The 16,017-nt window shown below is 51.8% G+C and carries 13 protein-coding genes; 9 read left to right on the forward strand and 4 right to left on the reverse strand.

Annotated elements, in window-relative coordinates; genetic code table 11:
* The first annotated feature begins 2 nt into the window (after positions 1–2).
* The 5 genes from AACU19_RS21625 to ompG are packed head-to-tail and all read left to right on the forward strand — an operon-like array spanning position 3 to position 6,024.
* The gene (locus tag AACU19_RS21625) at positions 3–1,058 is read left to right on the forward strand and encodes a Gfo/Idh/MocA family protein (protein WP_105278516.1); all 1,056 of its coding nucleotides are present in this window, start codon (positions 3–5) and stop codon (positions 1,056–1,058) included.
* Positions 1,055–3,322 carry a glycoside hydrolase family 65 protein gene (locus AACU19_RS21630; protein WP_105278517.1) on the forward strand — a complete coding sequence of 756 codons (2,268 nt, stop codon included), beginning with the start codon at positions 1,055–1,057 and terminating at the stop codon, positions 3,320–3,322. The genes AACU19_RS21625 and AACU19_RS21630 overlap by 4 nt, the downstream gene beginning before the upstream one ends.
* A complete protein-coding gene (pgmB, locus tag AACU19_RS21635; RefSeq protein WP_105278518.1) occupies positions 3,319–3,978 on the forward strand; it encodes a beta-phosphoglucomutase in 660 nt (219 codons plus the stop codon). Before AACU19_RS21630 ends, pgmB begins: the two co-directional genes overlap by 4 nt.
* 13 nt (positions 3,979–3,991) lie before the next feature.
* On the forward strand, positions 3,992–5,074 hold the full coding sequence (locus AACU19_RS21640) for an ABC transporter ATP-binding protein (protein WP_000057969.1): 1,083 nt from the start codon (positions 3,992–3,994) through the stop codon (positions 5,072–5,074).
* Between the two features lie 44 nt (positions 5,075–5,118).
* Complete coding sequence (gene ompG / locus AACU19_RS21645; protein WP_000735245.1) at positions 5,119–6,024, forward strand: monomeric porin OmpG; 906 nt, start codon at positions 5,119–5,121, stop codon at positions 6,022–6,024.
* Positions 6,025–6,134: 110 nt separating this feature from the next.
* Here ompG and AACU19_RS21650 read toward each other — a convergent pair whose 3' ends face one another.
* Positions 6,135–7,133, reverse strand: a complete 999-nt coding sequence (locus tag AACU19_RS21650; protein WP_105278519.1) for a LacI family DNA-binding transcriptional regulator — start codon at positions 7,131–7,133, stop codon at positions 6,135–6,137.
* Positions 7,134–7,287: 154 nt separating this feature from the next.
* Between AACU19_RS21650 and AACU19_RS21655 the strand changes: the two genes are divergently transcribed.
* The 3 genes from AACU19_RS21655 to tyrR all read left to right on the forward strand — a co-directional run bounded on the left by AACU19_RS21655 (position 7,288) and on the right by tyrR (position 11,432).
* Complete coding sequence (locus AACU19_RS21655; protein ID WP_105278520.1) at positions 7,288–8,685, forward strand: YcjX family protein; 1,398 nt, start codon at positions 7,288–7,290, stop codon at positions 8,683–8,685.
* Entirely contained in the window at positions 8,682–9,743 is a 1,062-nt protein-coding gene (locus AACU19_RS21660; protein WP_000138728.1) for a YcjF family protein, read from the forward strand. The genes AACU19_RS21655 and AACU19_RS21660 overlap by 4 nt, the downstream gene beginning before the upstream one ends.
* A gap of 147 nt (positions 9,744–9,890) precedes the next feature.
* Complete coding sequence (tyrR, locus tag AACU19_RS21665; protein WP_032302953.1) at positions 9,891–11,432, forward strand: transcriptional regulator TyrR; 1,542 nt, start codon at positions 9,891–9,893, stop codon at positions 11,430–11,432.
* Between the two features lie 37 nt (positions 11,433–11,469).
* Here the strand turns inward: tyrR and AACU19_RS21670 are convergent, their stop codons facing one another.
* The gene (locus AACU19_RS21670) at positions 11,470–13,512 is read right to left on the reverse strand and encodes a hypothetical protein (RefSeq protein ID WP_105278521.1); all 2,043 of its coding nucleotides are present in this window, start codon (positions 13,510–13,512) and stop codon (positions 11,470–11,472) included.
* A 153-nt stretch (positions 13,513–13,665) separates the two neighbouring features.
* The gene (gene tpx / locus AACU19_RS21675; protein WP_032184040.1) at positions 13,666–14,169 is read right to left on the reverse strand and encodes a thiol peroxidase; all 504 of its coding nucleotides are present in this window, start codon (positions 14,167–14,169) and stop codon (positions 13,666–13,668) included.
* 118 nt (positions 14,170–14,287) lie between these two features.
* On the opposite strand from tpx, the gene ycjG reads away from it, so the two are divergent.
* Positions 14,288–15,253, forward strand: a complete 966-nt coding sequence (gene ycjG, locus AACU19_RS21680) for an L-Ala-D/L-Glu epimerase (protein ID WP_032184041.1) — start codon at positions 14,288–14,290, stop codon at positions 15,251–15,253.
* On the opposite strand, the gene mpaA is transcribed toward ycjG, so the two are convergent.
* The gene (gene mpaA / locus AACU19_RS21685) at positions 15,228–15,956 is read right to left on the reverse strand and encodes a murein tripeptide amidase MpaA (RefSeq protein WP_032184042.1); all 729 of its coding nucleotides are present in this window, start codon (positions 15,954–15,956) and stop codon (positions 15,228–15,230) included. The two genes, ycjG and mpaA, sit on opposite strands and share 26 nt — an antisense overlap.
* Positions 15,957–16,017 lie beyond the last annotated feature (61 nt).

Consider the following 16,017-nt stretch of genomic DNA (forward strand, 5'->3'; position numbering starts at 1 on the left):
TTGTGAAAAGTGCAATGACAAGCTCTCCGCTGCGGGTCGCGATAATAGGCGCGGGCCAGGTGGCGGATAAGGTTCATGCTTCGTACTACTGCACCCGCAACGATCTGGAACTGGTGGCTGTCTGTGACAGCCGCCTTTCCCAGGCGCAGGCGTTGGCAGAGAAATACGGGAACGCATCCGTGTGGGACGATCCGCAGGCCATGCTGCTGGCGGTAAAACCTGACGTGGTAAGCGTCTGTTCACCTAACCGTTTTTATTACGAGCATACCCTGATGGCGCTGGAGGCAGGCTGCCATGTGATGTGCGAGAAACCGCCCGCCATGACGCCAGAACAGGCGCGGGAAATGTGCGATACCGCGCGCAAACAGGGCAAGGTGCTGGCCTACGACTTTCACCATCGTTTTGCCCTTGATACGCAACAACTGCGTGAGCAGGTGACCAACGGCGTTTTGGGTGAGATTTACGTGACGACCGCTCGCGCCCTGCGTCGCTGCGGCGTTCCCGGTTGGGGTGTCTTTACCAATAAAGAACTGCAGGGCGGCGGCCCGCTGATCGACATTGGCATTCATATGCTGGATGCCGCGATGTATGTGCTGGGCTTTCCGGCGGTGAAAAGCGTGAATGCGCATAGCTTTCAAAAGATCGGCCCGCAAAAGAGCTGTGGTCAATTTGGCGAGTGGGACCCGGCAGCCTACAGCGTCGAAGATTCGCTGTTTGGCACCATTGAATTTCATAACGGCGGCATTCTTTGGCTCGAGACATCATTTGCACTCAACATCCGCGAACAGTCGATTATGAACGTCAGCTTTTGCGGTGATAAAGCCGGAGCCACGCTGTTTCCGGCGCATATCTATACCGATAACAACGGTGAATTAATGACGCTGATGCAACGGGAACTGGCCGACGACAACCGTCATTTGCGCAGCATGGAAGCCTTTATCAATCACGTACAGGGCATGCCAGTGATGATTGCCGACGCCGAGCAAGGGTACATCATCCAGCAACTGGTGGCGGCGCTGTATCAATCCGCAGAAACAGGGACGCGTGTGGAATTATGACCAGGCCAGTAACATTAACGGAACCCCAATTCAGCCAGCATACCCTGAATAAATATGCCTCATTAATGGCGCAGGGGAACGGCTATCTTGGGCTTCGTGCCAGCCATGAAGAAGATTACACGCGGCAGACGCGCGGCATGTATCTGGCAGGGCTTTATCATCGAGCCGGGAAAGGTGAAATCAACGAACTGGTGAATCTGCCAGACGTGGTGGGAATGGAAATTACCCTAAACGGCGAGATTTTTTCATTATCCCGCGAAGCGTGGCAGCGTGAGCTTGACTTTGCCAGTGGAGAATTACGCCGCAGTGTTATCTGGCGCACGAGCGACGGCGCAGGGTTCACCATTGAAAGCCGTCGTTTTGTTTCGACAGATCAACTGCCGCTGATCGCGCTGGAAATCAGTATTACCCCGCTGGACGTCGAGGCATCAGTGCTGATCTCAACAGGCATTGACGCCACGCAAACTAACCATGGTCGCCAGCATCTTGATGAAACCCAGGTGCGCGTGTTTGGCCAGCACCTGATGCAGGGGATCTACACCACCCAGGATGGGCGCAGTGATGTGGCCATCAGCTGTCACTGTCAGGCGAGTGGTGACGTTCAGCAGTGCTATACCGCAAAAGAGCGCCGTTTGCTGCAACATACCAGCGCGCAACTTCGCACAGGTGAAACACTGACCCTGCAAAAGCGGGTGTGGATTGACTGGCGGGACGACCGACAAGCCGCTTTAGACGAGTGGGGCAGTGCGTCGCTTCGCCAGCTCGAAAGGTGCACGCAACAGAGTTATGACCAACTTCTTGCAGCATCCACAGAAAACTGGCAGCAATGGTGGCAGAAACGTCGTATCACGGTAAACAGTAGCGATGCGCACGATCAGCGGGCGTTAGACTATGCGCTTTATCATTTGCGTATTATGACGCCCGCCCATGACGAGCGTAGCAGCATTGCGGCGAAAGCCTTAACCGGCGAAGGCTACAAAGGCCACGTTTTCTGGGATACGGAAGTGTTCCTGCTGCCGTTCCATCTGTTTAGCGAACCGACGATTGCCCGAAGTTTACTGCGCTATCGCTGGCACAACTTGCCTGGCGCGCAGGAGAAAGCGCGACGCAATGGCTGGCAGGGCGCGCTGTTTCCGTGGGAGAGCGCACGTAGCGGCGAAGAAGAAACGCCGGAATTTGCCGCCATTAACATTCGTACTGGGCTGCGGCAAAAAGTGGCCTCAGCGCAGGCAGAACATCATCTGGTTGCCGATATCGCCTGGGCGGTTATTCAATACTGGCAGGTAACGGGGGATGAAATCTTCATTGCTCACGAAGGCATGGCGCTACTGCTGGAGACCGCAAAGTTCTGGATTAGCCGCGCGGTAAGGGTTAACGATCGTCTGGAAATTCATGATGTTATTGGGCCAGACGAATATACCGAACACGTTAATAATAACGCATACACCAGTTATATGGCCTGCTACAACGTCCAACAGGCGCTGAATATTGCTCGCCAGTTTGGCTGTAGCGACGACGCGTTTATTCATCGTGCCGACATGTTCCTCAAAGAGCTGTGGGTGCCAGAAATTCAGCCCGACGGCGTTTTGCCGCAGGATGATTCGTTTATGGCGAAACCGGCGATAGATCTGGCGAAATACAAAGCGGCGGCAGGCAAACAAACCATTCTGCTGGATTATTCACGCGCAGAAGTGAACGAGATGCAGATCCTCAAGCAGGCCGATGTGGTGATGCTCAATTACATGCTACCGGAGCAATTTTCAGCGGCCTCTTGTCTCGCCAATCTGCAATTTTATGAACCGCGAACCATTCATGACTCGTCATTGAGTAAAGCGATCCACGGCATTGTTGCCGCGCGTTGTGGCTTGCTTGCGCAGAGTTACCCGTTCTGGCGCGAGGGGAGTGAAATCGATCTTGGTGCTGATCCGCATAGCTGCGATGACGGTATCCATGCCGCCGCAACTGGCGCTATCTGGCTGGGGGCGATTCAGGGTTTTGCCGGAGTCAGCGTGCGCGACGGCGAATTACATCTGAACCCAGCGTTACCTGAGCAGTGGCAACAGTTGTCTTTCCCTCTGTTCTGGCAGGGCTGCGAATTACAGGTCACTCTCGACGCGCAGCGTATTGCGATTCGAACTTCTGCGCCCGTTTCAATGCGGTTGAACGGTCAGCTTATTTCCGTGACTGAAGAGTCTGTTTTCTGTTTGGGTGATTTTATTTTGCCCTTCAATGGGACCGCTACCACGCATCAGGAGGATGAATGAAACTACAAGGGGTAATTTTCGATCTGGATGGCGTGATCACCGACACCGCACATCTGCACTTCCAGGCCTGGCAGCAGATTGCCGCCGAAATCGGCATCAGCATCGATGCGCAATTTAACGAGACGTTAAAAGGGATCAGCCGCGATGAGTCCCTGCGACGCATTCTGCAACACGGGGGCAAAGAGGGCGACTTTAACGTGCAAGAGCGGGCGCAACTGGCGTATCGCAAAAATCTGCTCTACGTCCACTCACTGCGCGAACTGACGGTTAACGCTGTTCTGCCGGGAATTCGGCCTTTGCTGGCAGATCTCTGGGCGCAAGGCATCCCGGTAGGGCTGGCCTCCGTCTCTCTGAATGCGCCAACGATTTTAGATGCACTGGAGCTGCGTGAGTTTTTCACCTTCTGCGCGGACGCTTCCCAACTTAAACACTCGAAACCGGATCCGGAAATCTTTCTCGCCGCCTGTGCCGGGCTGGACGTGCCGCCGCAGGCATGTATCGGCATTGAAGATGCGCAGGCGGGCATTGACGCCATTAACGCCAGCGGTATGCGCTCGGTGGGGATCGGCGCGGGCTTAACTGGGGCGCAATTACTGTTGCCCTCAACGGAGTCCCTGACCTGGCCGCGGTTATCGGCCTTCTGGCAAAACGTATAGCAAAGGAATCAACATGGCACAGCTTTCGTTACAACATATTCAAAAGATCTACGATAACCAGGTGCATGTGGTGAAGGACTTCAACCTGGAAATTGCCGATAAAGAGTTCATTGTATTTGTCGGCCCGTCGGGCTGTGGTAAATCGACGACGCTGCGTATGATTGCCGGGCTTGAGGAGATTAGCGGCGGCGATCTGTTGATCGACGGTAAACGAATGAATGATGTTCCGGCCAAAGCACGCAATATCGCGATGGTGTTCCAGAACTACGCGCTGTATCCGCATATGACGGTCTACGACAACATGGCGTTTGGCCTGAAGATGCAAAAAATCGCCAAAGAGGTGATAGATGAGCGGGTTAATTGGGCGGCGCAAATCCTTGGCCTGCGTGAGTACCTGAAACGCAAGCCGGGCGCGCTTTCCGGCGGGCAACGCCAGCGTGTGGCGCTCGGACGGGCGATTGTGCGCGAAGCGGGCGTGTTTTTGATGGATGAACCGCTCTCTAACCTGGATGCCAAGCTGCGCGTACAAATGCGCGCGGAAATCAGCAAGCTGCACCAGAAACTGAACACCACCATGATCTACGTGACCCACGATCAGACCGAAGCGATGACCATGGCGACGCGGATTGTCATTATGAAGGATGGGATTGTTCAGCAGGTCGGTGCGCCGAAAACGGTCTATAACCAACCGGCGAATATGTTTGTTGCCGGATTTATTGGGTCACCTGCAATGAATTTTATTCGCGGCACGATCGATGGCGATAAATTCGTTACGGAAACGCTTAAATTAACCATTCCCGAAGATAAATTAGCGGTTCTGAAAACGCAGGAAAGTTTGCATAAACCCATTGTGATGGGAATACGCCCGGAGGATATTCATCCGGATGCGCAAGAGGAAAATAACATTTCCGCCAAAATTAGCGTGGCGGAATTAACCGGTGCGGAATTTATGCTCTACACCACGGTTGGGGGGCACGAGCTGGTGGTCCGTGCCGGTGCGTTAAATGATTATCATGCAGGAGAAAACGTCACTATTCATTTCGATATGACCAAATGTCATTTCTTTGATGCAGAAACGGAAATAGCAATTCGCTAAATACAGGGGGAAGGCATTCCCCGAGGATAATACAAGGAACAATAATGAAAAAGTTATTACCCTGTACCGCACTGGTGATGTGTGCGGGAATGGCCTGCGCACAGGCTGAGGAAAAAAACGACTGGCACTTTAATATCGGCGCGATGTACGAAATAGAAAACGTCGAGGGTTATGGCGAAGATATGGACGGGCTGGCGGAGCCTTCCGTCTATTTTAATGCTGCCAACGGGCCGTGGAGAATATCGCTGGCTTATTATCAGGAAGGGCCAGTAGATTATAGCGCGGGTAAACGTGGAACCTGGTTTGATCGCCCGGAACTGGAAGTGCATTATCAGTTTCTCGAAAGCGATGATTTCAGTTTCGGCCTGACCGGTGGTTTCCGTAACTATGGTTATCACTACGTTGATGAACCGGGTAAAGACACGGCAAATATGCAGCGCTGGAAAATCGCGCCAGACTGGGACGTGAAACTGACTGACGATTTACGTTTCAACGGTTGGCTGTCGATGTATAAATTTGCCAACGATCTGAATACAACCGGTTATGCTGATACCCGTGTCGAAACGGAAACGGGTCTGCAATATACCTTCAACGAAACGGTTGCCTTGCGGGTGAACTATTATCTCGAGCGCGGCTTTAATATGGACGACAGCCGCAATAACGGTGAATTCTCCACGCAAGAAATTCGCGCCTATTTACCGCTGACGCTCGGCAATCACTCGGTGACACCGTATACGCGCATTGGGTTGGATCGCTGGAGTAACTGGGACTGGCAGGATGATATCGAACGTGAAGGCCATGATTTTAACCGTCTTGGTTTGTTTTACGGTTATGATTTCCAGAATGGTCTTTCCGTTTCGCTGGAATACGCGTTTGAGTGGCAGGATCACGATGAAGGCGACAGCGATAAATTCCATTATGCAGGTGTCGGTGTGAATTACGCGTTCTGATAATGTGCTAAATTGCCGGATGCAGCGCGAGTACTTTATCCGGTTTATAAATGTAGGCCGGATAAGATGCGCCAGCATCGCATCCGGCATTCAGGCAACGTAGCTGGCATTTATTTCAACGACATATGCGTGGCAACGGTAATATTTTGCGGTGACGGTTTTCCGGCAATTAAGCGGAATAATAACTCACAGCTTTGTTGACCTAACTCCTGCGTCGGGATATCGATACCACCCGGTGCAGGCGTTAAAATAAATGACAGCGTTTCATTGCTATAACCCACTACCGCTAACTGCTGCGGAATGGCAAGATTTTTCTCTGCCGCCGCACGATAAATGCTCATTAATTTCAGGCTGTCTGTGGCAAACACCGCCTCAGGCAACGGTGACTGACTTAATAATTGCCGTGCTGCTTTTAATGCTGTTTCATGGGTGTAACCGCCATCAACAATCCATTCATCGCGCACTGCAATATTATGCTCAGACAGACTTTGCTTATAACCATTAACGCGGTCAACCGAAACATGGACATCAAGCGGAGCATGCAGGCAGGCAATATTTTTATGTCCACTTTCAATTAATGCATCGGTCAGCGCAATACTGTCGCCAAAATTATCGGTATCGACAGAATAAACATGGGCATATTCACCTTCAACTTTGCCAATTACTACCACCGGAATATCGTATTTATCGAGTTGGGCAAAAAAAGACTCATCTGCTGGCGAACTTAGCATAATAATGCCTTTAATCATTTTCTGCTTAATTTTGCTTTCACATTTTTGTAAGTCTTCAGCCGGGTTGTGCGACGTCTGCAATATCACGTCGAAACCCTCATCTTCCGCTTTGGCGGTAATGGCATGCAAAACTTCGGAGAAAAACGGGTTACCCGCCGTAGTTTTGGTCGAGCGGGTAGAAATCACCATAATGGCATCAAAGCCCGAAGAGGTCAGCGCGCGGGCCAGTTTATTTGGCTGATACTGTAATTCTTCAATGGCCCGTAACACTTTTTCGCGCGCTTCCGGGGAGATATTGGTTTGCTTATTCAGCACGCGTGATACGGTGGATTTTGATACGCCGGCAACCCTGGCAATATCATAAATAGTAGGGGACATAGGTCAGGAACTCCGTCCGAACGTGAATGCTGCACATCTTATGGAGTTCGCCTCAAGATGACAACACGGGCAGTTGATAATCAATGGCATGGCCCCCACATTCATATCCTTACGAATGATTTTTTTCTGGTCTTCAGAGCAGCACAGGACAGCAATGAAGCGACTTAAAAATGAACTTAATGCGCTGGTGAATCGGGGTGTCGACAGACATCTGCGCCTCGCTGTAACCGGACTTAGCCGCAGCGGCAAAACCGCGTTTATCACTGCGATGGTCAATCAGTTGCTCAATATTCATGCCGGAGCACGCTTGCCGCTATTAAGTGCGGTGCGTGAAGAGCGCCTGCTGGGCGTAAAACGCATTCCCCAGCGTGACTTTGGCATTCCGCGCTTCACCTACGATGAAGGGCTGGCGCAGTTATATGGCGATCCTCCCGCCTGGCCGACCCCAACACGCGGCGTCAGTGAGATTCGCCTGGCGCTACGCTATAAATCGAACGATTCGCTGTTGCGTCACTTCAAAGACACTTCCACGTTGTATCTGGAGATAGTGGATTATCCCGGCGAATGGTTACTCGACTTGCCGATGTTGGCGCAGGACTATTTAAGCTGGTCGCGCCAGATGACGGGCTTACTCAATGGTCAGCGCGGCGAATGGTCGGCAAAATGGCGAATGATGTGTGAAGGGCTGGATCCGTTAGCACCTGCCGACGAAAACCGTCTTGCAGTCATTGCTGCCGCATGGACCGATTATCTCCACCACTGCAAACAGCAGGGGCTGCACTTTATTCAGCCTGGACGTTTTGTCTTGCCGGGCGATATGGCAGGTGCGCCCGCGCTGCAATTCTTCCCGTGGCCAGATGTCGATGCCTGGGGCGAATCAAAACTTGCACAGGCCGACAAGCACACCAATGCCGGAATGCTGCGCGAACGGTTTAATTATTACTGCGAGAAAGTGGTGAAGGGGTTCTATAAAAATCATTTTCTGCGCTTTGATCGGCAGATTGTGCTGGTGGATTGCCTGCAACCTCTCAACAGTGGACCACAAGCATTCAATGATATGCGTCTGGCGCTGACGCAGCTGATGCAAAGCTTCCACTACGGGCAGCGTACCTTGTTCCGGCGCTTGTTTTCGCCGGTTATCGATAAGCTATTGTTTGCTGCCACTAAAGCAGACCATGTGACCATCGATCAGCACGCCAATATGGTTTCATTACTGCAACAACTAATTCAGGATGCCTGGCAAAATGCGGCGTTCGAAGGGATCAGCATGGACTGCCTGGGGCTGGCGTCAGTTCAGGCGACCACCAGCGGCATTATTGATGTTAACGGTGAGAAAATCCCGGCGCTGCGCGGTAATCGACTCAGCGATGGCGCACCGCTCACTGTTTATCCTGGCGAAGTTCCCGCACGTTTGCCTGGTCAGGCGTTCTGGGATAAGCAAGGCTTCCAGTTTGAGGCGTTTCGTCCGCAGGTGATGGATGTCGACAAACCGCTGCCGCATATTCGTCTTGATGCTGCGCTGGAATTTTTAATAGGAGATAAATTGCGATGACCGAACCGTTAAAACCACGTATTGATTTCGACGGTCCACTGGAGGTCGATCAGAATCCAAAATTCAGGGCGCAGCAGACCTTTGACGAAAATCAGGCGCAAAATTTTGCCCCGGCCACGCTCGACGAAGCGCAGGAGGAAGAGGGGCAAGTTGAAGCGGTGATGGACGCAGCGTTACGTCCGAAACGCAGCCTGTGGCGCAAAATGGTGATGGGCGGGTTGGCTCTGTTTGGTGCAAGCGTTGTCGGGCAGGGCGTGCAGTGGACGATGAATGCCTGGCAAACTCAGGATTGGGTAGCGCTGGGTGGATGTGCCGCTGGGGCATTGATTATCGGTGCTGGCGTAGGGTCTGTGGTGACAGAGTGGCGACGCTTATGGCGCTTGCGCCAGCGTGCTCATGAACGCGATGAAGCGCGCGATTTGTTGCACAGTCACGGCACGGGTAAAGGCCGTGCATTCTGCGAAAAACTGGCGCAGCAGGCGGGCATCGACCAGTCGCATCCGGCACTGCAACGCTGGTATGCCTCAATCCATGAAACGCAGAACGATCGTGAAGTGGTCAGCCTGTATGCTCATCTGGTCCAGCCGGTTTTAGATGCCCAGGCGCGGCGCGAAATCAGTCGCTCAGCGGCGGAATCAACGTTAATGATCGCCGTTAGCCCGCTGGCGCTGGTGGATATGGCATTTATCGCCTGGCGCAATCTGCGTTTGATCAATCGCATCGCCACGCTGTATGGCATTGAACTGGGATATTACAGCCGTTTGCGCCTGTTTAAGCTGGTATTGCTGAATATCGCTTTCGCCGGAGCCAGCGAACTGGTGCGCGAAGTGGGGATGGACTGGATGTCGCAAGATCTCGCTGCGCGTTTGTCTACCCGGGCAGCTCAGGGGATTGGTGCTGGACTTCTGACGGCACGACTGGGGATTAAAGCTATGGAGCTTTGCCGCCCGCTGCCGTGGATTGACGATGACAAACCTCGCCTCGGGGATTTCCGTCGCCAGCTTATTGGTCAGGTGAAAGAGACGCTGCAAAAAGGCAAAACGCCCAGCGAAAAATAATGCAATATCGGGTGCTGACCGGATATCTTTACGCCGAAGTGCCCGTTTTTCCGTCTTTGTGTCAATGATTGTTGACAGAAACCTTCCTGCTATCCAAATAGTGTCATATCATCATATTAATTGTTCTTTTTTCAGGTGAAGGTTCCCATGCGTCTGGAAGTCTTTTGTGAAGACCGACTTGGTCTGACCCGCGAATTACTCGATCTACTGGTGCTGAGAGGCATTGATTTACGCGGTATTGAGATTGACCCCATTGGGCGAATCTACCTCAATTTTGCCGAACTGGAATTTGAAAGTTTCAGCAGTCTGATGGCCGAAATACGCCGTATTGCAGGTGTTACCGATGTGCGCACTGTTCCGTGGATGCCTTCCGAACGTGAGCATCTGGCGTTGAGCGCGTTACTGGAGGCGTTGCCTGAGCCTGTGCTTTCTGTTGATATGAAAAGCAAAGTGGATATGGCGAACCCGGCGAGCTGTCAGCTTTTTGGGCAAAAATTGGATCGCCTGCGCAACCATACCGCCGCGCAATTAATTAACGGTTTTAATTTTTTACGCTGGCTGGAAAGCGAACCGCAAGACTCGCATAACGAGCATGTCGTTATTAATGGGCAGAATTTCCTGATGGAGATTACGCCTGTTTATCTTCAGGATGAAAATGATCAACACGTTCTGACCGGTGCGGTGGTGATGTTGCGCTCGACGATTCGTATGGGCCGTCAGTTGCAGAATGTCGCTGCACAGGACGTCAGTGCCTTCAGTCAAATTGTCGCCGTCAGCCCGAAAATGAAGCATGTTGTCGAACAGGCGCAGAAACTGGCGATGCTAAGCGCGCCGTTGCTGATTACGGGTGACACCGGTACAGGTAAAGATCTCTTTGCCTACGCCTGCCATCAGGCAAGCCCCAGAGCGAGCAAACCTTACCTGGCGCTGAACTGCGCGTCTATACCGGAAGATGCGGTCGAGAGTGAACTGTTTGGTCATGCTCCGGAAGGTAAAAAAGGGTTCTTTGAGCAGGCGAACGGTGGTTCGGTGCTGTTAGATGAGATAGGCGAGATGTCGCCAAGGATGCAGGCGAAATTACTGCGTTTCCTTAATGATGGTACTTTCCGTCGAGTTGGTGAAGATCATGAAGTGCATGTCGATGTAAGGGTTATTTGCGCTACGCAGAAGAATTTGGTCGAACTGGTGCAAAAAGGCGTGTTCCGTGAAGATCTCTATTATCGTCTGAACGTGTTGACGCTCAATCTGCCGCCGCTACGTGACTGTCCGCAGGACATCATGCCGTTAACCGAGCTGTTCGTCGCCCGCTTTGCCGACGAGCAGGGCGTGCCGCGTCCGAAACTGGCCGCTGACCTGAATACTGTACTTACGCGTTATGCGTGGCCGGGAAATGTGCGGCAGTTAAAGAACGCTATCTATCGCGCACTGACACAACTGGACGGCTATGAGCTGCGTCCTCAGGATATTTTGTTGCCGGATTATGACGCCGCAACGGTAGCCGTGGGCGAAGATGCGATGGAAGGTTCGCTGGACGAAATTACCAGCCGTTTTGAACGCTCGGTATTAACTCAGCTTTATCGCAATTATCCCAGCACGCGCAAACTGGCAAAACGTCTCGGCGTTTCGCATACCGCGATTGCCAATAAGTTGCGGGAATATGGCTTAAACCAGAAGAAAAGCGAAGAGTGATTGTGCTGGCTGCGCCGTTCAGGCGCAGCGGCAACGTTCATTTGATGCCAAACTTTTTATGCCAGGCTTCCACATGGCGCGCCGTTTGACGCAGCGGCGCATTCACTAAATAGTTCTGAATCCAGGGTGTTTCCATCCAGTAGCGGACTTTTTCCGGCGCGTGCGTGAGGCAGTGCATCACGGCGGCATGATGAAATGAATTTGCTGAATTATCATAACCATCATAGGCACCTTCACCGATCCCACGCACTAATACGCCATGTTCCAGCATGGTCGCCAGAACGGGAATTTGTTCTGGAATATGCACAAAGAAATTTAAAAGTTGACCGCCTTTTGCCAAAGCATAGTGTTCCAGCCCCTGAAGGAACCAGTTAACCTGAGGCATATAGTTTGAGTAGATGTGCAGGTTGTAACGCAGGAGGGCCGTTGCTAGCGCATGTGAAAATCGCGGCTGATTTTTACCAAACTCAGCGATGGTAAGGACGCTGTCGAGCGATAACCTCGAACTGAAAGCCAGTGCCATTATTTCCGGTAGTTCCGGTTGTCCAAAGTGCGCGGCGGCGGCGCTACGGCAATCAGCGCGGTCAAACGTGGCGAGCATGGCGTAAATAGGGTCAGCAACGTCATGCGGCTCGTGGGCCAGTTGTTTGAAAATGTCGCCAGCATGTCCGCATTTCATAGCCATCCAGCAGAGATTAACAAATTCACCCGCCATATTGTCATTTACGAAATAGGCATCCGGATACTGATGTAATTCAAAGGACAACCCGGCAACCCATATGAAACGCATCGGAAAGACAAACGGTTCCGCAATCAGTTGTATAAACTCTGCGGCATCAAAGCATTTTCCTTCCTGGCGCTCAAACAAATAACGGGCAATATCTGGGTGAGAAAGTGAACCCCGACGAGGCCATTGGGCGGCAAATTCATGCCACTGATAACTATCATTATGATGCCGGTGGGCGATATTATTTAGCTCAGATGTCTGAAAGGCCGCTTTCGCTGCAATATATTCCACACTATCCAGCTGACGATATTCATAAACCGCTTCGCCGGGCGAGATTAATTTTCGACTAATCGCGCAGCGCTTTCGGGACTTTCCGCCAAGAACCTTTTCATAAACTGACATGAAGGGACCAGAATGCACAACATCATGTCCGACGGTGAGATATTTATCCTGCAACGCCTGAAACTCTGCGCTGTGCAAGAGATTATTCAGCAAGGTACTAAGTTCAGGCTTTATGCGGCGCTTTGCGCCAGTTGAAACGAAAAGATCATGGAAATGACCATCATTGTTGCGGATTAATTGTTTTACCCAGGTTAGCGCTTCACTTAGCTGATCAGTAGAAGAAAATAAACCAATCGCATAGAGATAAAAGTCTGAGTAGGTATGGATATGATTTAATGGTTCTTTTTTACTGCGTACAAAAGAGATCGCATCGGAAAACTGTGCATTGTGGATCAAATGGCGCAAGTGGCGGGTATATTGCTTCCAGGTATTGCAGGTTCGCTCATCCAGAACGCCCGCATTAATTAACCACGCTTGTTTTGCCAGCAACCAGGTTTCATCATAATAAGCAGGCCCTAACGGGTGGTAATCCGCGATAAACGCTTTCAGCGCATAAGGGGTAAAATTTGGGGCGACAGGGTTATCTTCCGGGACATCGCTGGCATGGAAAAGCGATTCAAGAACAGCGGATGCTTTATTCCAGTCTTCCATTGCGCAAGCGGCGTTAAATAACACCATTCTTAATGCCGGGTAACGCGATAATGCTGTAAAAACAGGCGTACTGCCTTTCCATGAACTATATCCGTTTGGATTAAAGAAATGGTAATCAGTAATGGCTGCTTCGAGCCAGGTTTCTGCACCACTAGCCTCGCCGCAGTGAACCATCGCCGCTGCGCCAAGAAAAATACCAGCTGCAGCTGCCGGCGGTAAACATGAACTACCTTGTTCAATAGGATCTGGCGCTAGCTCTAAAAGCCATTCTGCATGGTTCGTTAGTGCCTCGGCAATGGCAGGAATGTCCGTTGAACAGCAATTGTGTTTAAGCCAGACCGTAATTTGTTTATCATCCATAATAGTCATCACTCCGCTGGGCTAATAATGGCAAAGAGCAATCTTAATGCACAACAGTTAGGGGGAATAGTGGCAGGAACTCTGGAAAATAGTGGGACTGGTAGATCAAAAACTGCCGTTCACCGGTGGTGATTCAGTGAACGGCACAGTTGTTTAGCGCAGTACAGCCAGAGCTGCTTCGTAATCCGGCTCGGTGGTGATTTCATCCACCAGCTGGCTGAAAATCACATTGTCATTTTCATCGATAACCACAACGGCACGCGCTGCCAGACCTTTCAGTGGGCCATCAGCAATTGCCACACCGTAGGCTTGCAGGAATTCAGCGTTACGGAAAGTGGAGAGGGTGATAACGTTGTTCAGACCTTCTGCGCCGCAGAAACGAGACTGGGCGAACGGCAGATCGGCAGAGATACACAGCACAACGGTGTTGTCGATCTCGGTTGCCAGTTGGTTAAACTTACGTACTGATGCGGCGCAAACACCGGTATCAATACTCGGGAAAATGTTCAGCACTTTGCGTTTACCCGCAAACTGACCGAGGGTGACGTCAGACAGATCTTTTGCCACGAGAGTAAAAGTCTGCGCTTTGCTACCCGCCAGCGGGATGGAATTGGCGACTGTAACCGGGTTGCCCTGGAAATGAACGGTTTGTGACATGATTATCTTTCCTGTTTACATATAGTTAACGTCACACCTAGTTTATGCTAACTGTCAATAACACAGCAAACGCTATTTGCGCTTAATCCGCAGACCACCGCGACAACAAGGAGTAAAGATGAGAACCGTTAAGGTATTTGAGGAAGCCTGGCCCTTACATACCCCGTTTGTGATTGCTCGGGGAAGTCGTAGTGAAGCGCGCGTGGTGGTGGTTGAACTGGAAGAAGAAGGTATTAAAGGCACCGGTGAATGCACGCCGTATCCGCGTTATGGAGAAAGTGATGCCTCGGTAATGGCGCAAATTATGAGCGTCGTGCCGCAATTAGAGAAAGGGCTGACACGGGAGGAGTTGCAAAAAATTCTCCCTGCCGGCGCAGCACGTAATGCGCTGGATTGTGCATTGTGGGATCTGGCGGCGCGAAAACAGCAGCAATCGCTGGCTGATTTGATCGGCATAACGCTTCCCGAGACAGTCACCACTGCCCAGACGGTAGTCATCGGTACGCCTGATCAGATGGCCAATAGTGCATCAACACTCTGGCAGGCAGGCGCGAAATTACTGAAAGTGAAGCTGGATAACCATCTTATCAGTGAGCGGATGGTAGCAATTCGCACGGCTGTACCCGATGCGACGCTAATCGTTGATGCAAATGAATCCTGGCGTGCAGAAGGGTTGGCGGCGCGTTGCCAGCTATTGGCGGATTTAGGCGTTGCGATGCTTGAACAACCGCTTCCTGCGCAGGACGATGCGGCACTGGAGAATTTTATTCATCCGTTACCGATTTGTGCAGATGAAAGTTGTCATACTCGTAGCAATCTGAAGGCGCTGAAAGGGCGCTATGAGATGGTTAACATTAAGCTCGATAAAACGGGTGGCCTGACGGAAGCGCTGGCGCTGGCGACCGAAGCACGTGCACAAGGTTTTAGTCTGATGCTGGGCTGCATGTTGTGTACTTCTCGTGCCATTAGCGCCGCTTTACCGCTGGTGCCGCAGGTCAGTTTCGCCGATCTTGACGGACCGACCTGGCTGGCGGTAGATGTGGAACCGGCGCTTCAGTTCACAACGGGCGAATTGCATCTTTAGGATGCCAGCGCAGCAAGTTAGCCATCGCAAAGAGATATTTTTCGCTGGCTTCGTCGGAGGAGATGGGCGGAAACTCTGCGGTGATGCAATGCAGGTTGAGATCCGCACACCAACTGCCGAAAGAGCCAGGCGTTTCATAACCGACGCTGGTGACCAGTGGCAATTCAAACGCCTGGGCCAGCCATTCACCTAATTCGCTGTGTCTGGGGTCTTCAATACAGGCCAGTGGATCGTGGAATGAGACCACCCAGGCAGGTTGAATGCGATGTATAAGCTGGCACAGCGCCTGAGTTTCAGGTTCGGAGCCAGGTTTGTCACCTGTCAGTAAAACGACATCACGTTCTTCAGCGGCGCTGTTCCAGCGATAAACCGTTTCACCTTCCTTCCAGTTTGCTGCCGGAAAGTTTCTATTTAAATCCACGCCATTAGCATTGGCCCGTAACCCTAACTGGCAGCCGTCAGGATTCACACACAGCACCACATGATGGCGGCGCAAAGAAGGTGTCAATGTCCGCAGAGCACAGGAGAGGGTCACGACCGAAGAGTTTTCATCACCGTGGGTGCCAGCCAGAATCAAACCACTTTCGTGACTGGCGGCTGGGGCCGGAAACCAGATCAAAGGCGCGCCCAATAATGAACGTCCGTAATGTTCTGTACCGGGCGGAAATGCGCCGCGTTCGGCGCGTGGGCGAGTTACGGTCATGATCGTCTCTGGTTCAGGAAGTATTACAGGCAGTGTTGTGCAAATTTTGCGGATTATCAAA

It is taken from the genome of Escherichia sp. MOD1-EC4550 (assembly GCF_963876935.1).
Taxonomy (GTDB): domain Bacteria; phylum Pseudomonadota; class Gammaproteobacteria; order Enterobacterales; family Enterobacteriaceae; genus Escherichia; species Escherichia coli_F.